Genomic DNA, 22,743 nt, shown 5'->3' with positions numbered 1-22,743 from the left:
TCGTTTTTATATAAAAATATTATAAATTTATTTAAGTAGTTAATAATTAATGTCTGTTTTTTTATTTTAAGTAAAAATTCTGTTGCGTATTAACTTAAACCTATGCTTATGAAATTTTTCGGGACTGTTTCGTTATTCGCGTTTATTCTGATCGTTATGAGTCTGGCTTCGGTGAGAGCCCAAAATTTGAGCCTTAGCCCTCCGCTAAACTTTTTGCCTGCTGCCACCACGGATAGAGCCATTGATATCACCAATTTTAAAGGGCGCTACTTTATTGCCTGGAAAGAAGCCGGGGCTACAGGCATTATTCATGTTTGCTATCTTGGTAAACAATATGATACCAGGTTTTCACAGCTTGATGCTAGCGCCGGTACCGAAGTCAGCGCGTTTGCACCCGTGCTGAGAGTAACTGATAAACACATCTATGCTTTTTGGATAAGTACCGATGGCTCATTGAAGTATATCATCAATAGCAGCGATACCACTTTTAATACACAAGCTATTAAAACGGTGAGCTTTAATGGTTCGCCTAAGTTAAAGCTGGGAGTTACCGCTACGGTAATCAATGGCAAAGTCATGATCGCATCGCACGCCGATAATAAAAATGATATGGTTGTTGCCATGCTTGATGCCGGCGAAGATGGTGTATTTAAACCCGCTGTTTTGGAAACCGTGATGGATAAACGAAGTACCGACTATCCTTTTATTGTTACTTTATCTGACAACCACGCCCGTATTTGTTATACAAATGATGATGGTATGTTTTATGCTGATTACAATCCCGCGGATAAAACCTGGACAAAAAGAACTGCAGTGGAAAAATCAAAAACGAAAGTAGCCCCGGCAGTTTATCATGCCTTTAGTACTTCCCGTTTGTTTTATTTGTGGAAAGGATATAGCAAAGACAATTTCATTTACTACGCTTCAGAACATGAACAAAACCGGCCGGTAAACGGCTATAAATTGCCCGACTATTTTAAAACCCCGTACCCGGTATCGATATGTAGTGTTGATACTAAAAAGTTTATCATGGCTTTTGTTGGGGAAGATCAAAAACTTTACCTGAGCTATTTTACCAGCTATAACCCGGCGAGCTGGATGGAGGATACCCTGTTCCCGGCAAAAGGGAACTTTACGCTAAAGGACATAGTTATTCCGGGTGCGCATGATGCTGGTATGTCGGCATTGAATGGTACAGGAGGCATGCACGGAAGCTCCATTAATCCCTGCAATACACTTACCCAAAAACTAAACATCGGGAAGCAGTTAAATGCGGGCATCAGGATGTTTGATTTGCGGGTAGGGGCATTTAAAAATGCTATTTATACCAAGCATAGCTCATCCGATTGTATGGCCGATGCCATGGGCGGCGGATATGGCGAGCAGTTTAAGGATATTCTTGACTCGGTTAAAACGTTTCTTAACAGGCATAAAAAAGAATTTATAATTATAACCTTTAGCCATTTTTGCCCGAAAGAGGCCCCGGCCGATCATGTGGCCGATACCATTTTCAGCATACTTGGGAAAGACCTGATCTATAATAACCAGTCGAAAAGTATCGATAATATTAAACTGAATGACCTGGCCGGCAAAGTGATCATCACTTTTGAACAATATGCTAACCGGGAAAAGCTGGTCGACTCTAATTCCATGGCCGATAAGGCTAAAACTTTTCTGAATTTTCGCCGCGCTTACGCGGCTACTAATCAAATAAATAAACTGCTGGCAAAAGAGGAGCTGTTTTTTTCATCGATGAAAGACGGAATCAATAAAAACGATCTGGTGCGGCTGGACTGGCAGTTAACCCAAAGCAGTGATGAGGCAGCTTTGATATGTAATGATTTTGAGGATGAAAAGGTAAGCCCGATTGTAAACGGCATAATGCTGCTGACCAACGTTGTGAAAAAAAATCAAAGTATAACCGACCTCGCCCAATTTGGCAACAAATACCTACCATCTAAAATTAATGAGTGGATAGCCAATAGTACCATCAATAAAAATAACAAGCCTAATATATTATACGTTGATTCAGCCGGTTCCTGGATAACTGATTACTGTATTGAATTGAACGGTACGCCACTTTATAATTAAAAGGCTGTTCACTTTTAACTAAAGTTCTAATTACCCAAATAGTTTACTCCGGCTGCTTTTAATTTCTTTATAACTGCCGTTGCTATATCGCGCCCTTGTTGATTGCCGTTAACAATAGCATCATTAAAATGAATACCACCATAAAAACGGGACAAAGAAGCCTCCTCAGCCGCCTGCTTAAATGATTTGAAGTCGCGGGGGCCAACACCATAGGGGATTTCTGAATCATCTGTGTAAGCAAAATTATCACCCAACAGATAACTTAATACTCCAGCCGACGAATTTGACAATACGGCATGGCCGCTTGGATATTCCGGGAATGGCGGGGTTTGCAACATGGGCACCCATTTAATATCAATGTATTTGTTAATATAGGTTTCGGGGCGGATGCCGTTACTGCGATATTTTTCGTCCCAGCAACTGATAAACGCATCCATTTCGGTCATGGCTACCAGCGTCGCTACTTGTATCGATTTATCAAAACTAAGCCCGGCCTTTTTTACGGCGATACCGACAATATTCATCCAGTGCCCACCCGGACTGATTTTTTTAAAACCGATCATCATGTGCCCCGATGTGGTGACAGCAAAAGGGTTGCAATCCCAAAAGTTGGCAATCATGATCTGCTCTGCCGACATGTTTTTGGATACCGTGTAAACTGCATAGGCCTCTTTATAAAACTCGCTGGTGCTATCTGTGCTGAACACTGCGGGTCTAACCGGCACAAACTGATCGGCTGAGTCAATAAACATCGGGCGAATGGTTTTCCAGTTGGGTTCAACGGCCTCCATATACATTGGAGGGGTAGGGAACCAGTTTTTACCACCTTTTATAGGTGAGTACCTGAGTCGGCCGCTCAGTTTGTTGTAATTATCTGATTTAGAATATTTAATAACCTTAGCCGTCATTTCGGTGGCAGCGGCTATCGATTGCTTGATCACATCTTCGCTGATTCCGTTCTCTTTAAGAAGGGCTACATATTTATCCTCATCATCCTGCAGCATAAAGCCCGATGGGAGCATCTGCTTTCCTGTTTCCAGTATACAATACATAGCGGCTATGCGATAATCGTACTTATCGGCCGGGATGCTGATCTGGTTATCCAGTGTGTAGCTTTTGATGAAATTGCCAACCGGTATTACCTGTTTATTGTTGAGACTAACCAAATTATAAGCCCCCAGGGTTACATAAGCATAATAGCGGGAGGCTGCGGGCGGGTTTACAACATCATGGATCATAACCGCCGAAATAGCGTTTACAGCCTGATCGATATGCAGGTACGGAAGAATGTTTTTCTTACTCTTTTGCGCGTAAGCTACTGTGCTTATCAGCGTTAAAAACAATATGGATATTTGTTTGATCATTTGTTTTAATTTTGTTTCAGTGCCAAGCCTTAAGTCAATAGGTACTTAAGATTTAGTACTTGTAAAACTGCAGCGCCTGGCCCGATGCACCTATCATTACATAATTTGCACCGTTTATTTTTATTTCTGCGGCCGATTTTACGTCACCGTTTACCGATAGTCCGGCAACCTGTTGGCTTTGGTATGTGAAATTGCCTTTACCGTCGCCGGTAAGCAGGCAGCCATAATTTGCGTCAAAGCTCCCCAGTTTCAGGCGGTTATCTGAATGGTTGCCCAGCAGCAGCAGGTCCGTTTTGCCGTCATGATTAAAATCGCTGGTCAGGATCTCTGATACCGACGAATATTGGGCCTGCAATGGCAACCCACCTTTTACAAACTTACCACCACGGTTCATGAACAGGCATGTTTCAACCTCATTAGCTGTAAGCTTAGTGGCTTTAGCAAGCTCTTCGGGTGTAAAAATATCCTTCATAGTAGCATCGCAATAAGCTTTGTATGAAGCAAACCTTTTACGCATGGGGTAAATCTGGTCGTTCAGTTCGTCCCGACTTACAAAAGGGTAGCTTACGCCCTGTATATAAAAGTTAAAGAACGGATCTATTGAGCCGTTGCCGTCAAAATCAGCAAAATACATTTCGGCGGGCTCTGTTTGGCTGGCATGGATCTGCGTGTTTTCGCCAAGGTTCCCTGCTATGATATCCGGTTTGCCGTCGTCATCCACATCAGTAATGGTTAGCGTGTTCCAGAAACCGCTAACGGGATGATCAAAGTATTTGGCTGTTTCATCAACAAAACCGGCTTTGGTGTTAGTAAAAACCATGATAGGCATAAATTCGCCGCATACTACCAGGTCTTTACGGCCATCGCCATTCAAGTCGGCCCATTGCGCATCTTTGATCATACCTATGCCTGTAAATGGTGCATCGGTAATTTCAAAATGACCACCGCCCGTATTGGTAAGCAGGTAGCTTTTTGGTGCAGATGGATAAGAACCCGGTGTAACGTTTGATCCGACAAACAGGTCAATTTTTCCGTCGTTGTTATAATCACAAGGGCGCACACATGATTTACTGCTGGCTGTTAATATCGGGAGGGAGGTGCTTGAAAAACTGAAATTGCCTTTACCATCGTTTAGATAAAGCTTGTCCTGCAGCTCATTAGCGCCGGGTTCTAATAGTGAATAGCCGCCTTTGGCTATATACAGATCGGGGAAACCATCGCCATTGGCGTCAAAAAACGCCGCTGCTGATGTGTTTTCTTTGTTAACGTCCGATATCTCCTGAACGGCATAATTGCCGCCTGCTTTTTGAATAAATATTTTGCTCGGTGTATTCTGATCACCGGCAATAAATAGGTCGTCAAGACCATCTTTGTTTACATCAGCTTTGGCTATTACCGGTCCTGTTTTTGAGCTCATGAACAGCATCAAAGGCTGGCGTTTAAAATCGTTGATGCTATTTTCAGTATGAGTATAATCAATAGTCGGTTTAGCTAAACTAAAAACAGATTTGGTAATGGCTTTTCCATTGGTTTTAAATACAGGATTGCCTATTTTATAGGTAATGTTCAAGCGTTGATTTGCTTTAACATTGCTAAGCAATTGTGATGTTTGATCGGGCCAGATGATCCGTACTGAATCTGCCTGCTGCTGATTGCCTAATCCAAAATTTAAAACTGTGGATACGCACGAAAGATATCCCCTGTTAGGGTTAACCTCCTGGTACTGTACTTGCTTACCGCTATATACAAATACTTTTGAACCTATGGCATTGGTATTTCCTTCCGGTTGTTTAAGGTTTACAGCCAGGTAGTTCTTTTTACCGGTTTCCATGGTCATGTTTTGTAATATGGAAGCCTCGCTGTTGATATTATTGGTAACCAGGTCAAGATCGCCATCGTTATCAAGGTCGGCATAAACAGAGCCGCTGGAAATGCCACCTTTATTGATCCCCCAATCTTGTTTTTTATCGGTGAAGGTAAGGTTATGATTATTTTGGAAAATATAGTTTGACAGGGTAGTAGAGGGCATAGCTTTAACCAGGTCCATGAGCAGGAATGGTTCGCGGTTCATAGCTTTTTTTAGCTTATAATCGCCCCAGTACCGTAAAAAGTCCTTGTTGGTATAATCGCGGAAGTAACCATTGGAGATGAAGATATCCTTGTAGCCGTCGTTGTCAAAATCGGCAATAAGCGGGCACCAGCTCCAATCAGTATTGGAAACACCCGCCAACTGACCGATTTCGCTGAAAGTACCATCACCATTATTAACCTGCAGCATGTTGCGCATATATTGTTTGTACAGGTTCTGGTTCAGCATCAGCTCAAACGATTCGTAGTTTTCCTGTAGTTGCAACAGCTTTTGACGCCGGTTATCAGGAGGCAGCATGTCAAGCGTCATCATATCAGGAAGGCCGTCATTATTGATATCAGCTATATCAACCCCCATTGAAAATTGTGACAAATGTTTGAAGCACTTTTTACTATCCTCGGTAAAAGTGCCGTTTCCGTTGTTTATGTAAAGGTAGTCGGGTTCGTTGTAATCGTTGGTTACATAAATATCCTGTAATCCATCTTTGTTCATATCAGCTATGGCAACCCCAAGGCCAAAGGTGAGGGGATTTTGAATGATGCCCGCTTTTTTGGATACATCAACAAAATGACCACCCTGGTTTTCAAAAAGTTTATTGCTGGCCAGTTCGTCGGTTTCGGCTTTGGCCTGTGCAAATTCAAGGTTGCTGATTTTTTTAACGTTATGGTCAAGCAGGAACATATCCAGCTTGCCATCATTATTATAGTCAAAAAATACAGCCTGGGTACTATAGCCGGGATCATCAAGGCCGTATTGTTTAGCCATTTCAACAAATTTGCTGTTGCCTTTGTTGATGAAAAGCTGGTTGCGGCGTTTGGCATTATCACCGAGGCCGGAGTAACACACATAAATATCCAGGAGACCGTCGCCGTTAACATCGGCCATGGTAACGCCGGTTTTCCAGTCGCCGGGCCTGCCCGCGAGGCCGCTGCCGGCTTGCTGGGTAATATCTTTAAATTTCAGATTCCCTAAGTTGAGGTACAGTTTATTTTGACCAAGGTTGCTGGTAAAAAATAGGTCTTCGAGGCCGTCATTGTTGATATCGCCAACGGCAACACCGCCGCCATTGTACAGGTACTCATAGGAGAGCACATTGAGCTTTTCGTCCTCAACCAGGTCATTGCGGAATTTAACACTGGTTTCCTCGGGTGTACGCAGCTTAAAAAGCGTCTGCTGCGCATTACTGTACATACTTTGTAATGTAAACAGGGCGACAGTACAAAATGTAAAAGTGTTTAACCTTTTAAGTTTAAAATTAACCAGGGGAGAAGAACAACACATTATCAACAGATTTTATTTTTTCCGGATCGCAGGGGGATTTAAATTTACTTATTTGAATTGATAATTGCCACCGGATTATTAATCCTTTTTATTGTAAAAACTAAAAAACAAGGCTATGAAGCCATAGCCTTGTTTTTAAAGAGAATTATATAGAGGTATTATTTATCCCACCATACGCGTGACGAAAATTTATCGCCACCTGATAATGATTGAACGCCGCTTGCCAAACCATTAGGGTTTGTTGATTGGAGCGTAATTGGATAAATTACACGACGCGGGATCTCAGTATCAAACTGAGATGGATATTTAACCGGGGTTAAGACAGGGAAACCTGATCTTCTCCAGTTTGTCCAATTTTCGTTGAACATAAATAGTGTTGAAGTTTCAACCCAATATTCGGTATTAATTTGCTGCAAAGCTGATGCGCCAAGCGGGTGGGTAGCAACATACGCAGTTATCGCAGCGTCGCTGATAGTGGCGGCTGTATTAATCTGCGCTATCGACTTCATATCGGCAGCTAAGGCGTTAGCGTAGTGTGTAGCCGCGCTGCCGCCTACGCTCCAGCCTCTTGTCGCTGCTTCGGCCAATAATAATTCAGTTTCGCCGTAAGTTAAAAGCATATTGATAGTGCTTCTATCAACCGGGTTAATATTACTTGATGATGTGTAATAAACCTGTAAACGCGGACGTGAATATTTACCCAACGGAGCGGGAGCATCTTTTTCAACAGCTGGATCAGCAGGAGTTGCTCCTGGATAATTCGGATCGGTAGTTACATCGGTAGAGCCGCCGTTTAAGTCCAGCCCGTTTGGTAAACCAATTTGTTTTGAATAGCTGTTATCACCTGCTACGTTTTCGGTTTCATTTGCTTTTTTACCATTACCTGTAGCAATTTCGGCAATCGCGCTAACACGAGGATCTGTTGTTGATTTCATAAAACTGATCAGGGTTTTTGACCAGCGTACTTCGCGAAAATCATCCACAGTTAATAAAGCGTTAACTATAGCGTTTGCATAATTGTTAGTATTATCGGTTTTTACTTTCGCATTATCATCGATGCTGGTCATAGTACCTGCCGCAGCGGCCTTTTCAACATATTTTTGAGCTGTCGCCGGGTCAACTTTAGTTAGTCTCATAGCTACGCGTACCATTAACGAGTAACCAAATCTTTTCCACTTGTCAATATCGCCGCCATAAAATAAATCAGAACTTGGCTTGTCTTTGGCTGGATTCAAAGCGGTTAGGGCCGCATCGAGATCGGTTAACATAGCTGTATAAATAGCCTGCTGTTTATCGAACTTAGGGAAGAAAACGCCTTGTTTAGCCTGGCCTGCTTCTGAGTAAGGCACATCACCATAAGTATCTGTTATACGTTGTACAATCAATACTTTCATAATGGTAGCAATGTTGTTCAGATTGTCATATCCGGTTTTGCCTTTAGTTAGATTTTTTATTTCCTCTACGTAGGTTTCAGCACCATAACCTTCGCTGTAAACGCGACCTATGTAATCGTTAAACGATCCGCTTTGCTGGTATTTATCTCCGTTGCCATAGTAGCTGAATGTTGACGCTAATGACTGTGTCCACATACTTTGAAACAGCAGTTGCGAGTAACCCGTTTGCGAATAATTCAATTGTGCCTGGGCCAGCAAAAAGTTTGGATTAAACTGATCGGCTGTCGTAGCGTTAGGGTCGGTATTTATCTTAGTGAAGTCCTTGGTGCAACCTGTTGTAAACAACGTTGCTGCCAGGCAAAGGCCACTATATATAAGTCTCTTTTTCATCTCCGTTATTTTCTAAATTTAAAGTTAACATTAATACCGAATGTGCGGGTTGCGGGTAAGCTGGTACCTTCAATGCCTGCATAGTTGATATTGTTTGAGAAGCCTGATTCTGGATCGATGTTATCAGAATGTTTCATGATAGTCCAAAGGTTACGACCTACTGCAGAAACCGTGATGGCGTTGAATGGTGATCCATTCAGGAAACTGCTGGTAAAGGTGTAGCCAAAAGTAACCTGGCGTAATTTGATAAAATCGCCGTTTAACACGTTAAGTGCTGAAACATTGTATAAACCTTTTTGGTAGTAGTCCTGCGCGTCAACACTTTTTGTATTTGGAGTACCTGCTTCGGTAACACCTTTACCAACCACGCCGCCTTCACGTCCGTCCAGAGTGATTTTGTTTAAACCGCGGAAGATACTGTAAGCATTGGTTGCAGACAGAATTTTGCCACCGAAACGGTAATCAACAAGGAATGACAGGTTGAAGTGTTTGTAGCTGAAGTCGTTGTTTAAACCACCATATATTTTGGGTACGGTTGAACCCATTGGGATACGGGCCGTGGTTTCAGGATAACCGTTTGCATCAAAAATAATGTTGCCACCCGAATCGCGTTTGTAATCGTTAGCCATAATTTGAGGGCCAGGCAAGCCAACAACATAAGCAAGGTTGGCATTTAATGGCCTGTAAGTACCTAAAGTTTGTGTAGTACCGAAGTCGTCTGTTTTTAACACTTTGTTTTTAACATAGGTAAAGTTAATTGACGGCGACCACGAAAAAGTTGAAGTTTGTACAGGGGTACCTTTAATCTCAACTTCCACACCGCGGTTTTGGAATGATTGTGTACCTATAAGGCGGGTGTTGAACCCTGCTGCCGGGTCAAGCTGGCTGCGCAACAGTTCGTTATGTGTTTTTCGGCTAAAGTAATCAGCGTCGACACTTAAACGACCGTTAAAGAATTTCAACTCTGTACCAATTTCCAACTCGTCAAGCGTGTATGGTTTTAAATTAAGGTTATACAAATCCAGCGAGTAATTTCCAATGGTAGTACCGTTGATTTGATTGCCTAAGTTATAGTAAGCCGATGTGCTGTACGCTTTGTCAGGCTCACCGCTGGTTTTAGCATATGATACGCGTAGTTTGCCAAAATCAAGTGTAGGAAGCTTCAACAGATCTGAGAATAGGAAGCTTGCTGAAACCGAAGGCGTAAAGATGCTCAGGTTATTAGCCGGAAGCTTTGAATAAGCATCATACCTGCCGGTTGTGCTCAAAGTAAGGAAGCTTTTAATGTTGAAATCGGCCGTATAATATGCTGAGTGAACTTCCGATTTGTTGAATTGGTAGTTTGCGGCGTTTTTAACACTTACGTTACTATAGCTGTAGAAGAATGGTAGTGTAAACGGACCTCCACTTAAGCTTGTGTATTCGTACTGGTTTTTGCGAATGTTGGCACCCGCCGAAAAGTCAAAAGCGAGTAAATCCTTTACAATAGTATGTTTTACACCAACCAAACCGTCGGCATTAAACTCAAAGCTCTGTGCTGTTGATTGTTCATCCAAACCACCCATTAAACCGGTGTAATAAGCGGTACCGGTAGGGGTAACTTTAAAGCGGCTATCATTAATGTTATCATAACCTAAACGGGCCTGCGCGTAAATCCAGTCGGTAAAGTTGTAACGGGCGGTTAATGACGAAATTAAACGTTTACGACCAGTATTGTTTATAAAGTTGTTAGCCGCGAAGTAAGGGTTGGTAACATAAGGGTCATCTGTCCATACCTGTTCATAGCCATTAGCCGCTATGCCCGGGCTTAAGATAGATTGATTGATGTTTGGCGCAAGGAACCAGATGTTGTTAGGGTTACCCGGACCGTCGCTCAAACTTGGCCTGTTTTTTGAATTTTCGATCAAATAGTTGGCAACCACAGCTATGTTCAACTTCGGTGTAACATTTTGGTTTACGTTTAAGTTGAATGTTTTCCTGCCTAAACTGCTGTTGCGTATAATTGAACCTGCATTCAAATCAGAAACTGACAAACGGAAGGCTCCGTTTTCGCCGCCGCCGTCAAATGATACGGTATTAGTATAAGTGTTACCTGTACGGTAAAAGTTTTGCAGGTTGTTAGTACCTGCGGCAGAGTAAGGATATGATTTACCATCAAATTGTATGGTATTAGAGCCATCCAGTTTTGAACCCCATGCTAAACGGCTTGATTGCTGCGCACCATCGACGGAGGCAGGTTTTACGCCATGTTGTCCCTGGCCATAGGTGGTTTGAAAATCAGTTGTGTTATTAACTTTATCGGCCTGGTAGTTGGTATTAAATTCAACACCGAAGCCCGAATTTTTTTTGCCGCCCTTGGTGGTAATCAAAATTACACCATTTGATGCACGGCTACCATACAGCGCAGATGCCGATTGACCTTTTAATACCGTAATGGTTTCAACGTCATCTGGGTTGATGTTGCTGATACCGTCACCGTAGTCGGCACCGCCCCATTCGCCCGATGAACCACGTTGAGTATTATCCATTGGTACGCCGTTAATTACAAATAATGGAGAGCCCGCACCGCCGCTGGTAACGCCACGTAATAAAATACGAGCTGATGAACCCGGGCCACCGCTAACACCGCTGATGCTTACACCGGCAACGCGGCCTTCTAATGAATAGGCAACGTTGGTTTCTTTAGCTTTATCAAGCAGATCGCCTTTTACAGTCGTTACAGCATAACCTAATTTTTTCTCTTCCTTTTTAATACCCAAAGCCGTTACAACTACCTCATTAAGGTTGGTGTTTGATTTTAGGGTAATGGTAATAGTTGATTTACCGCCTACCGCTACATCTACAGTTGCGTAGCCTATGTAACTTAACGTTAACACAGTGTTTGGCTGAACATCAAGCGTAAAGTTACCGTTGGCATCGGTTTGTGTACCTGTAGTGGTGCCTTTGATCCTGATGCTTACGCCTACAAGGGGTTCGCCTTTTTCGTCAACTACCTTACCGGTAAGTTTAGCGAAGTTTAAGTTAAAATTATAGTTTGATTTGGCTTTTGCTTTTGGCGCTTCAGCAGCCGAAGCCTGCACGTTCAAGAGCACCATACCTGCAAGGGCAAATTTACACAGGTTGAGGGATTGTGATACCCATGGCCTGTGTACACCCACCGGGTGTTTGAAAAATTTCATATTTTATTGAATTTAAAGGGAGTTAATAGCGAAGCGCCCTGGAAGCACAACGCAGTTATAAACATTCAAAAATCTTTTTCGGGGCAGTAATTCCCTCCGGGTAATTATCGCCTGTAGCGGGGAGAGTAAGCTTTTTTTACATAGGCATCAGTTTTCCTGGGTTTATTAATAATGTCATATAGTTTGGTTAATGATCACTGTGCTAAAGGAAATCTATCCTTTGTAGGGAGCACTATGGTGATTTAAAGTGAGGACAATTAAATTTCAGTGATTGCCTACAAACCCATGAAAAATATTTTGCAATTATTAATTACCGGTATTTTAAACTGCATAAGGAGTAAACAGGGAGATAGGGGGCGGCGTGATATTAATCATGTAATGACGGATAGTCGTTAGTCTTAACTTCTAAGTCAAAAAAGACTAAACTTAACTTTTTACTTGAGACTTAGTACTATTAACTTAACACTAATATTGCCCGCTGCCTGACATGATCATGGATGCAAGCTGTTCGTCGCGGTCATAAATATCTTTGCGGAAATTGAGCCGGTTATTCCTGTCGGTAAAGGCGGTAAAATAGGCTATAAATACAGGCATCTTTTGTTTGAGTGTAACCTGCTGTTGTTTACCTAAATGCATGGCTTTATTAATGCGGGCAGTTGTCCAGGTGCTGTCGTATTTCAAAAGAAATGAAGCCAGTTTTACCGGTTCGCCAACGCGGATACAGCCGTGGCTAAACGCCCGGGACGATTCGCCAAATAACGACCTTGAAGGCGTATCGTGCAAATAGATACTGTAACTATTGGGGAACAGGAATTTTACCAGCCCCAAAGAGTTTGCCGGTCCGGGTTTTTGCTGAATTACCGGAAGTCCGTTTTCCCGGCCGGTAATGACCATATTATGCTCGTTAAGATAATTTGGGTTGCTGCTCATGGCCGGCAACACTTCATTGCGCACAATACTTTCGGGCAGGTTCCAGTAAGGACTGAATACCACGTACTGCATTTCGCCGTAAAATATTACTGTTTGATGTACTTTTTCCCCCACCACCACATTGCAGCTCCATAATAAGCTATCGGCATGGTAAACGTGCAGTTTAAATTCGGGGATATTCACAGCGAGGTAGTCGGTAGTTAAACTTACAGGCAGCCAGCGGCAGCGCTCCATGTTTACAATGATCTGTTTGATCCGTGATTTGAGCGGTACATTCATTTCGGCCATAGTTCCGGGACCGGGCAAGCCATCGGCGCTAAGGCCGTGCCTGAGCTGGAATTGGGTTATGGCTGCTTTGAACCCGTCATCAAACTTATTGTTGAGCGTATCGCCTTTAAAATCTTCCAGTTTATATAGGCGGGCTTTTATGCAGGCAACTACAGCCGACGAGTCGCCGGGTTTGAGTTTTTTGCTGATAATAATTGGTTCCCAGCTCTCATGGGCATCAAGCCGGCGGTATTTGGCCAGAAAGCTTTTTAGCAGATCGTACTGACGGTATACCGGCTCGCTTATAGCAGGGGTTTTCGAAGGTCTTTTTAAGAGCGTATCCAGGTAATCATCATATGCTATCTTCTTACGCGGCAGGAACCAGTTTACCGAACGGCTAACCGAATCGCTCATGCCCCGGAAAGCCAGTTTTGAAAACGCGAAATATTGGGCAGTGAGCATTAACTCGGTGCCGATATCAGGTTTTTTGACCCTTGTTTTTGAATGATTGTCAAATATCAGGGAGTCTAAATTTTTTTGATAGGGGATACCTTTATATATGCCTTCATTTTGCAGGTTCATAAGCCTGTCGTTCAGGTTACCGGCCTGTTCAATTAAGATGCCTTTTTCATACCACGCATAGGCAAATTTACGCTTACGGTAAAAACTCCGCAGATCCTGCTCATAGGGAGCCAAAGCGGGATGGCTTTGCAGAAAAACGGCAATGCGCGTGCTGTCAAATACAAGTTCCGTTTGATCACTAAAGTTACCCGGAATGGTTTTTGTCCATTCCTTGGCCATTTTCTTTTTTAGGGAATCGGCTTTAGAAAGGAGATGTTTTTTGGTGTTGTTTTTACAGTTAGAAAGGACTAAAACACTTAAAGCAAGTACGATAATATATTGTGGTTTCAGCCTGTTCTGCATAGTTAATTTATTAGTTATACGGAACGTAAATGAAAAGATTTTGTTTTGGAAAAGGAAAGGGTACTGAATGTTAACCGATATAAAATACCCGTAGAGCACAGGAAATACCGATATTGAAAAAAAGGATGAATATTTTTTAAATAAACACTACTAGGTTTATGGATATTATAGTATATTTGTTGTGTGACATTCAAAAACAGATGACAGGCAACAGTTTAATCAGCAGCAACAAATATGCACCAGCCGAAAACCGGGGGCTGTACATGCCCATGTGTTGCTGTTGTTGAAATTCTCTCCAATACAAGATAAGCTGTTACGCACCTTTAAATTTACTGACCTCAATTAATATATTTTTATGAATACATCCCGCAATAAACAATTAAGCAACGCCATCCCGCCGGGCTTGCTCATGCGTTACCGGATAATTTATGGATTATGCCGTTGTTGTTGAACAATACAACTCAACTACGATTACCTAAAAACATTATCCATAACATCATAAATCTATTTTAAAATGCAAACCACAAATAATAATAAATATCCTTTTTTTGACCTGCTTGAAGTTGTTGCCGAACCCGATCTTAAGTTTCGTAAGCTGAAATCATTACATCCTGTAAAAGCGGGCAATTTGGTCCCTGAATTTAAGTTAAGTAACGATTATAGCCGCTGGCAGCAATTTTACAATGGCGCCGAAACACATGGGCCTGTTTCGCAAAGAAATTTATTAAATAAACCGCTGGTTATTTCTTTTTATTCGCGTCATTGGGGGCAGCAAGGTCTGGCGCAACTTAAACAACTGAATAATTTGCAGCATGAGGTTAAGGCAAGCGGCGGCAACCTGCTTATTATTAGTGATGAGCGCACCGAAGAGCTTGAAAAATGGGCCTGGGAGCAAAGCCTCACCCTTAATTTTTATCACGATGCCGATAAAGAATTAGCACAGCAGTTCAGGGTTTATTCTGACGATTACCCGGTGTGGGACAGGTTTTCGGGCATCGACGAAAATGCGCCGTTATTGGCCACCTATATTATTGAACCATCAAAACAGGTCATCTACAGCCATATCGATTGGGATTTCCTGGGCACTTTTTCTGCCGAAGACATCATCAGCACTGTTTATGAATCAGCATTGATCAGCAATAGCCGCAGATCGGCATAAGCACCAGGAGGTTAAACGTCTTACATAACGGCAATCTTATAAGTGTTTGCTAAGCGCACTTATAAGATTGCTTCTTACTTTCCGAATAATATTTTTATTAGTCTATTAATTCAGGTGCCCATCCCGTAGCCTGGCCTTATAATAACTTGGCGTAATGCCCTCTATCTTTTTAAATGCCCGGCTAAAGTAGTTAAGGTTATTGAACCCGGCTTTAAAACAAGCTTCAGAGATACTGTTATGCGGATTGTTCATGAGCTGCTTGGCTAATTGCAGGCGCTCTTTAATGATATAGTCAACCGGCGAAATTCCCAGCTCGTGCCTAAACGCCCGGAAAAAGCTGGCTTTGCTCATAAAGGCCATCTGGCTCAATGCATCAATATTAAGCTTATCGCTTAAATGCACCCTAATGTATTCCAGTACATAGGCAAATCGGCTGCTGCTTGATAACTCATGCAGGTTATCGCTGATCTCGTTAATGTTTTGCATCTGCATAATGCGGATCAGCAACTCTTTTAAAGTGAGGTTGGCCAGTACATCTTTAGTTAGTGCATCGCCGGTACTGATGCGGATGAGTTTATTAATGAGCTGGGCCAGCTCATAATTATTAAAAAAATGGAACTGATTATAATTCAGCTGCCATACCCGCTTATCTTCCCTTGGGTAATTCTCATTTAAAAAATCAAGTGTATTGGTAATTTCTTGGTGGTTGATGGCCAAAGCGGTGCACTGTGACGGCTGGTTGATGGTAGCCTCCGGGAAATCGATTTTCATTGTAATATTTGGCGGAACGATAACTGTTTCACCAGGCAGATAATCGAAACCGGGTTTATCAAACAGGTGCATCACTTTTTTGCCGCGCAGCATGCTTGTTATTACCAGGTCGCTAAAAGTTAAGGGCACCAGTTCGCTGCGCTCAAAAGTTTCAAAAACGTTGAGCTCGCAATGGTTCATGGTGTAAGCCCTGCGGTTTTCAACCAGGGTATTCAGTTCTTTTCCGTGTGAGAGGCTTAGTGGAGATAACAGGCTTTTGTTATTCATAGCCGTTTATAATTTATACCAAATTAGGCATACTTATCCTGATTAACAAGCGGGTGCAAAAAATGCGACCATTGTGCTATCATTTGAGAGCATAATGCAAATGCCCTATAGCGAGGTAGTTCTACATTAGTGTTACCAAAAAACCATAAAAATTATGAGCGCTGTTTCTAAGCCATCCTTCAAGGATAAGTACGACAATTTTATCGGCGGCAAATTTGTTCCGCCCGTTAAAGGCGAATATTTTGATAATGTTTCGCCTATCGACGGTAAAGTATTCACCAAAGCTGCACGATCAGGAAAGGAAGATGTTGAACTGGCTCTGGACGCCGCTCATGCCGCATTCCCGGCATGGGGCAAAACTTCAGCAGCGCACAGGGCATTGCTATTAAATAAAATAGCCGATGTTATTGAAGCCAACCTGGAGTTTTTGGCTGCTGTAGAATGCATTGATAACGGAAAAGCCATTCGTGAATGTCGCGCTGCCGACTTGCCGCTGGTGATTGATCATTTTCGTTATTTCGCTGGTGTAATTCGTGCCGAAGAAGGCGGGATTTCCGAGCATGATGAATATACCGTAAGTATTTGTTTAAATGAGCCGTTGGGTGTGGTAGGACAAATCATTCCCTGGAATTTTCCGCTGTTGATGGCTACCTGGAAAATTGCCCCTGCGCTGGCTGCAGGTAATTGCTGTGTTGTAAAACCGGCCGAACAAACCCCGACATCCATCATGGTATTGATGGAATTGATCCAGGATATTTTGCCGCCGGGTGTTTTGAACATTATCACCGGTTTTGGTCCGGAGGCAGGTAAGCCGCTGGCTTCATCGCCAAGGGTTGCCAAAGTTTCTTTTACGGGCGAAACCACAACCGGCCGCTTGATTATGCAGTACGCATCTGAAAACCTCATCCCGGTTACGATGGAGTTGGGCGGAAAATCGCCAAATATCTTTTTTGAATCGGTGGCCGATGCCGACGATGAGTTTTTTGACAAAGCCGTTGAAGGCGCCGTATTATTTGCCCTTAACCAGGGCGAGGTTTGTACCTGTCCGTCGAGGATCCTGGTACACGAAAACATCTACGATAAATTTATGTCGAAGGTGATAGAACGCACTAATGCTATCATTATGGGCAACCCGCTTGACGGGAATACCATGATGGGTGCGCAGGCATCTAACGATCAATACGAAAAAATCCAGTCGTACCTGAAAATTGGTAAAGAAGAGGGAGCAGAGGTACTTTGCGGCGGCGAGGTTAAAAAGCTTGATGGTGAGCTGGAAGGCGGCTATTATATCCAGCCTACGTTATTTAAAGGCAATAACAAAATGCGCATTTTTCAGGAGGAGATCTTTGGTCCGGTGGCTTGTGTAACCACATTCAAAACTACTGAAGAAGCCATCGCGATAGCCAATGACACACTGTACGGGTTGGGTGCCGGTGTGTGGACCCGCGATGCGCACGAGCTTTACCAGGTGCCGCGTGCTATACTGGCCGGCAGGGTTTGGGTAAATAATTACCATGCTTACCCGGCACATGCGCCGTTTGGCGGCTATAAAAAATCAGGTTTTGGTCGCGAAAATCATAAAATGATGCTTGGTCACTACCGTCAAACAAAAAACATGCTGATCTCATATAATAAGAACAAGCTGGGATTTTTTTAATCCCGGCTTTAATCCCCCCGTTCCCCAGACTTGCGAAGTTTCTGAAACTTCGTAAGTCTTTATGTGTTTGAATATTTCTTTACTTATCTGCTTCTTCGCGCGAAATTTGAAGACATGATCAAAAGAGTAACCATAACCCCCGAAGCTTCACAGCTGATAGCCGAACTCAAATCCCGCTTTGGCGACCTGATGTTTCATCAAAGCGGTGGTTGCTGCGATGGCTCATCGCCTATGTGCTTTGAAAAGGGCGAGTTTAAACTCGGCGGCAGCGATGTGAAAATAGGAGAGGTGGATGACTGTGAATTTTGGATGAGTAGGGACCAGTTTGAATACTGGCAGCATACCCAGCTCCAGCTCGATATTACCAAAGGCCGTGGTTCAAGTTTTTCAATAGAAATACCGACGGGTTTTAGGTTTATGATCCATTCAAGATTGTTTACCGAAGACGAGTTGAAAGATTTAGAACCGGTGAGTTTTATAGATTAGCCTTCTCCAAATCTCTTACTGCTCTGCCTGCACCTTATCCAGCTTATCCATGATCTCTTTTGTATACTTTATTGATAAAGCTTTCTTAAAATACTTTTCGGCATTTGCTTTATCCCCACGGGCTAAAAAGCAATCGCCCATACTGTCATAAACGTTGAAGTTTTTCGGGTAATTATCTATGTTCACCTGGAAAAACATGGCCGCTTTTTCATAATCTTTTTGTTGCAAAAACGCGTAGCCTATGCTATTCATCTCCGGCTCGGGGGGGCGTACGGTGTAACCCATTTCAGCGGACATCATTTTGTAATGGGCAGTTATCATTTGTCTTAGCTGCACGGCATTATACTGTTTATCAAAATATTGGTTATAAGGCTGGTTTCGAGGAAAGCGGTTGTTTTTGAAAATAAACCGTAAGGCATCATACTCAGCATTGAACGAAACTGAATTATGATCGTCATCGGGATAATACTTTTTAGCCCATTGCAGATTGTTTGTTTTATTGACAGAAAGATCATCAGCTAGTTTCATGATAGACCGAATATGATGTGATATTTCGGCCGTGTCCTTTTTTACTTGTATAGTATCCATACCTGCATTCATCGTATTAGCAAAACCGAGGAAAAGCTTTTTACCGCCAAAATTCTTTTGCTTAAGGATAATTGTTGCTTGTTTAAGCAAATTGTCGTTATCATAAAACATGCTGGGATCTATAGCCACGTAGGCATTAAAAACCTGTGTATGTTTTGATAATAAATTGATTACCGTTAATCCTCCCAACGAATGACCGATCATAGTGCGATAGGGCGCAGTTGGATTTGTTTTGTCGATATATGGGATTAGTTCTTTTTCCATAAAGGCGGCAAAGTTTTCCCCTCCGCCTGATGACTTGTCCATAGCGCTGCTGGTAGGCGTAAGGTCCCGGGTACGATTTCCGGGTGTATTCAAAATACCAACTATGATCATTTGCGGCAGCACCGTATTGCCTGCAGTTGCGCTAAGTTCTTTGATCATAGTAACCAGCGACATGAAATGATCATCGGCATCTAAAACGTACAAAACCGGAAATTCCGGTTTTGAAAAGTAGTTAGTATCATATCCTGGCGTATAAACCCAAAGTGGTCGTTTTTCTTTCAGGATGTTGGAATAAATGGTATCCACCCTCCCCAAAACTATAGGTTGCTGCGGTGGCTGCGCCTTCAACAGGTATGCAATGGTGAGATGAATCAGTATCAGGATAAGCTTTTTCATGTGGCTGTTGATTTTCTGATTCAATGGTACAGCAACAATATGACCTTCAGAATTAAATGTGACGAATGTTGTCGTTGGCGTGACGGAAATAATTTGGAGCTTGTTTTCGTTTAAAAAAAGGACCGAAAACATGTTTTGGTAAGTTTTTGTTAGTTATTACAATCATTCATAAAATTATCGCCGTGCTCAATACTTATAATACTGCCCGTAAAAAGAACAGCTTAACAAAGTTTGAGACGTTGATATTCGGATTAATGATCGTGTTCACTATAGGGGCTATCATACTCTTCTTCATTGATAAAGGATATTTTGAGATGATATACAATCGCTATGGCGGTTTTATAGGATACTTCACGGTATTGTTGTTACTTGTAATTTTTGTAGTGTCGGCAGCATATATTGTAAGGCTTTCGCGCTATCGCAGCATCCAGTTTTGTGTGGTTTTAATTTTAACCGGGATAGCAAGCCTGTTTTTCATCACCGAAAAAATGAGCAGTTTACCCGACCTTTTTCATCTGTCAACCCATTCGCTTTTTAAAGCCAACACCGCAATATTGGGGGCAAATGCAAATGGAATAATTAAAATTAATGAGACCGGAAAAATTGTGCTCTATTGGACTTTGATAGCTGCAAGTGCTTTTTACTTTTTGATATTGCCGTTTATATATCGGAGTAATTTTAGGGCTAAACGCTTTATTGATAGAATCGGAATTCCTATCCCTCACCGCAACCACGTTATCGCAATAATTATATTAACTATTTTGATAATGCTATTTTCGGCAGTAAACGAGTCGGAAGTTTTACCATTTGATTTTGCTGCAATATTTTTGCTGATACTGCTTTGCCCGGAAAATATCGGTGTTTTCAGGCGATAGTCATATTTTTTTGTAACACTTTAAATTGTTTTTTTAGGCTCCGTTTAATCCGATCATTTACTGCAACTTTGTAATAAACCTTTCAGTTACAACCTTATAAAAATATGGCTACAGTTTCATTGGGCAGCCCGGCAGGCAAATGGATCATGGTTTCGGCTATACTGGCTTCGGCCATGGCATTTATTGATGGAACAGCGCTTAATGTGGTGCTGCCGGCATTACAACAAAGCCTTGATGCCAAGGGAGCTGATCTCTTTTGGATCCTGAACGCTTACCTGTTGATGCTTGCTTCGCTTATTTTAATAGGCGGCTCGCTTGGCGATAAACTGGGGCGGAAGAAGGTATTCATGATCGGGATCTTTATTTTTATAACCGGATCGGCCCTTTGCGGGCTTTCACCGGGCGTTTTTTATCTCATCGTTTTCCGGATCATACAAGGTATTGGAGGCGCACTAATGATTCCGGGGAGCCTTTCGCTTATTTCATCATCCATTGATGCTAAAGAAAGGGGCAAGGCTATCGGAACATGGTCGGCCATTACCACGGTAGTTACAATGGGCGGCCCGGTATTGGGTGGCGCCTTAGCTGATGCCGGTTTATGGCGGTACATATTCTTTATTAATATACCCATAGGGATAGTAGCTTTACTCATCCTGTGGCGCAAGGTTGCCGAAAGTAAGGATGATAATACCGATCAAACCATTGATTTTCCCGGGGCTATTTCTATTGCATCAGGGCTTGCTTTGCTAACATTTGGTTTTCTGAGGATGCCGGCGGTAGGTTTTAATAGCTGGCAGGTTTATGGATCATTAGCCCTGGGTTTATTATTGCTCATTGCTTTTATTTACATAGAAGGTACAAGCAAACATCCCATGATGCCGCTAAACCTGTTTAGCAATAAAACCTTTAGCGGGATAAACCTGCTTACATTTTTTCTGTATGCGGGTTTGGGCGGCGGTATGCTGTTCATATCGCTAAACATGGTGCAGGTGCAGGGGTATAGCCAGCTGCAATCTGGGTTAACATTTTTGCCTTTTACTGTGCTCATGATCTCAATCGCACGTTATGCAGGAGCTATTGCCGATAAAAAAGGCCCGCGTTTATTGCTCATCATCGGTCCGGCTTTGGCGGGAGCAGGGTTACTAATGTTGTCGTTCATTAAGCAAACTACAGGCCCTTCCGATTATTGGACAAGCTTTTTCCCCGGCGTACTTGTTTTTGGCTTCGGCATGTCATTAACGGTAGCGCCGCTTACGGCAACGGTAATGGGATCGGTAAGTGATCATTTTTCGGGTACAGCGTCGGGTATTAATAATGCTATGACCCGCATTTCGAATGTTTTTGCCAATGCCATTTTTGGTGCCCTGGCAGTTTTGTTTTTTTCGGGAGCGATGCAGGGGGAGTTGAAAAAGTTATCCCTTAATGAAAAAGATAAAAAGACGGTTATGGAACAATCGGCCAACTTGGGCAATGCTAAAGTGCCCGCCGGCATCGACGGAACCAATAAAAAGGCAGTCGAGATTGCCTATCACAACGGATTTATTTCAGCCTATGGCAATATTATGCGGATCTGCGCCGGCCTTGGTTTCCTGGGTGCACTGATGTCGGTTATTTTTATCAGGAATAGTGCTGTTAAGAAGGAGTGATTGTTTTTGAAAAGACGTATATAGAGTTAGGATGCCTCTACGCAGAGCCTAAAAAAATCAGATCGGGGTTGCAACCATTTGTTTATCACCGTCGTCTACCTTACAAATCCATCTAAAGCTTATTGTTATGTTCAAATCGATATTCTCCAGAAATTTTGCAAAACTCGTTGCCTTATGTTTTTTATGCTTTGTTGCCGTTAGCGTATCTGCCCAGGATAAAACCAAAACGATAGGCAACAAACCCCGAAGCGGCTCATCCAATAATACCTTCGATGCTGTTAAAGGTGCGCAGGTTGGTATTGAAATGAATGCTGGTAAAAAGCAGGTACAATTACTTACGCTGAACTTTCATACTCAAAACCGGTCAAACGATAGCATCCCTTTTAAAGTAAATGTTTACCAAATGGCCGGGAAGTTTCCAAATGAAGCTAATTTGGTTAAAGATGAAATAAAAGGCTACATTAAAAAATACGACAATGTGGAAAACCATCAATTAACCACTGTCGACTTATCGCCATACAATGTTAAAGTGGCCGGTGATATCGTGGTTTCTATTGAATTTTTGACAACTAAAACCAACTCCAACGTTGGATTTGCCTGCGGCTTATTTAACGGTGGTACTTTTCATAAGGATGGTGAAACCCAACCTTGGAAGAAGATTCCGATTGTAGGTGTTGATTTTAATGTACTGGTGAAAAAGTTGAAGTAGATGTTCTTCTAAATCT

The 22,743-nt window shown here is 42.5% G+C and carries 14 protein-coding genes; 7 read left to right on the top strand and 7 right to left on the bottom strand.

The window, feature by feature from the left end; all coding sequences use genetic code 11:
• The first annotated feature begins 108 nt into the window (after nt 1–108).
• Nucleotides 109–2,091 carry a phosphatidylinositol-specific phospholipase C domain-containing protein gene (locus tag ACP26M_RS11160; protein WP_426588847.1) on the top strand — a complete coding sequence of 661 codons (1,983 nt, stop codon included), beginning with the start codon at nt 109–111 and terminating at the stop codon, nt 2,089–2,091.
• 26 nt (nt 2,092–2,117) lie between these two features.
• On the opposite strand, the gene ACP26M_RS11155 is transcribed toward ACP26M_RS11160, so the two are convergent.
• The 5 genes from ACP26M_RS11155 to ACP26M_RS11135 all read right to left on the bottom strand — a co-directional run bounded on the left by ACP26M_RS11155 (nt 2,118) and on the right by ACP26M_RS11135 (nt 13,909).
• Entirely contained in the window at nt 2,118–3,455 is a 1,338-nt protein-coding gene (locus ACP26M_RS11155; RefSeq protein ID WP_426588845.1) for a vanadium-dependent haloperoxidase, read from the bottom strand.
• A 52-nt stretch (nt 3,456–3,507) separates the two neighbouring features.
• Nucleotides 3,508–6,735, bottom strand: a complete 3,228-nt coding sequence (locus ACP26M_RS11150) for a VCBS repeat-containing protein (protein WP_426588843.1) — start codon at nt 6,733–6,735, stop codon at nt 3,508–3,510.
• 248 nt (nt 6,736–6,983) lie between these two features.
• Nucleotides 6,984–8,609: a SusD/RagB family nutrient-binding outer membrane lipoprotein gene (locus ACP26M_RS11145; RefSeq protein WP_426588841.1), complete on the bottom strand. Its 1,626-nt coding sequence runs from the start codon at nt 8,607–8,609 to the stop codon at nt 6,984–6,986.
• A 5-nt stretch (nt 8,610–8,614) separates the two neighbouring features.
• Complete coding sequence (locus ACP26M_RS11140) at nt 8,615–11,788, bottom strand: SusC/RagA family TonB-linked outer membrane protein (protein WP_426588839.1); 3,174 nt, start codon at nt 11,786–11,788, stop codon at nt 8,615–8,617.
• A gap of 465 nt (nt 11,789–12,253) precedes the next feature.
• Nucleotides 12,254–13,909, bottom strand: coding sequence for a L,D-transpeptidase family protein (locus ACP26M_RS11135; protein ID WP_426588837.1), 1,656 nt, complete (start codon nt 13,907–13,909; stop codon nt 12,254–12,256).
• 514 nt (nt 13,910–14,423) lie between these two features.
• On the opposite strand from ACP26M_RS11135, the gene ACP26M_RS11130 reads away from it, so the two are divergent.
• Nucleotides 14,424–15,068 carry a redoxin domain-containing protein gene (locus ACP26M_RS11130; RefSeq protein WP_426588835.1) on the top strand — a complete coding sequence of 215 codons (645 nt, stop codon included), beginning with the start codon at nt 14,424–14,426 and terminating at the stop codon, nt 15,066–15,068.
• A 105-nt stretch (nt 15,069–15,173) separates the two neighbouring features.
• Here ACP26M_RS11130 and ACP26M_RS11125 read toward each other — a convergent pair whose 3' ends face one another.
• Nucleotides 15,174–16,106, bottom strand: a complete 933-nt coding sequence (locus tag ACP26M_RS11125) for an AraC family transcriptional regulator (protein ID WP_426588833.1) — start codon at nt 16,104–16,106, stop codon at nt 15,174–15,176.
• A 154-nt stretch (nt 16,107–16,260) separates the two neighbouring features.
• Between ACP26M_RS11125 and ACP26M_RS11120 the strand changes: the two genes are divergently transcribed.
• Nucleotides 16,261–17,763, top strand: a complete 1,503-nt coding sequence (locus tag ACP26M_RS11120) for an aldehyde dehydrogenase family protein (protein ID WP_426588831.1) — start codon at nt 16,261–16,263, stop codon at nt 17,761–17,763.
• 114 nt (nt 17,764–17,877) lie between these two features.
• Nucleotides 17,878–18,249, top strand: coding sequence for a DUF779 domain-containing protein (locus ACP26M_RS11115; protein WP_176624147.1), 372 nt, complete (start codon nt 17,878–17,880; stop codon nt 18,247–18,249).
• Between the two features lie 15 nt (nt 18,250–18,264).
• Here the strand turns inward: ACP26M_RS11115 and ACP26M_RS11110 are convergent, their stop codons facing one another.
• Entirely contained in the window at nt 18,265–19,497 is a 1,233-nt protein-coding gene (locus ACP26M_RS11110; RefSeq protein WP_188831736.1) for an alpha/beta hydrolase-fold protein, read from the bottom strand.
• A 182-nt stretch (nt 19,498–19,679) separates the two neighbouring features.
• On the opposite strand from ACP26M_RS11110, the gene ACP26M_RS11105 reads away from it, so the two are divergent.
• From ACP26M_RS11105 to ACP26M_RS11095, 3 genes are all read left to right on the top strand, one after another.
• Nucleotides 19,680–20,372: a hypothetical protein gene (locus ACP26M_RS11105; RefSeq protein ID WP_426588828.1), complete on the top strand. Its 693-nt coding sequence runs from the start codon at nt 19,680–19,682 to the stop codon at nt 20,370–20,372.
• Between the two features lie 104 nt (nt 20,373–20,476).
• Entirely contained in the window at nt 20,477–22,018 is a 1,542-nt protein-coding gene (locus ACP26M_RS11100) for an MFS transporter (RefSeq protein ID WP_426588826.1), read from the top strand.
• A 127-nt stretch (nt 22,019–22,145) separates the two neighbouring features.
• Nucleotides 22,146–22,727: a hypothetical protein gene (locus ACP26M_RS11095; protein ID WP_426588824.1), complete on the top strand. Its 582-nt coding sequence runs from the start codon at nt 22,146–22,148 to the stop codon at nt 22,725–22,727.
• Nucleotides 22,728–22,743 lie beyond the last annotated feature (16 nt).

The organism is Mucilaginibacter sp. R-33, assembly GCF_049949235.1.
Taxonomy (GTDB): domain Bacteria; phylum Bacteroidota; class Bacteroidia; order Sphingobacteriales; family Sphingobacteriaceae; genus Mucilaginibacter.
This window is presented reverse-complemented; position numbering and strand designations above follow the sequence as displayed.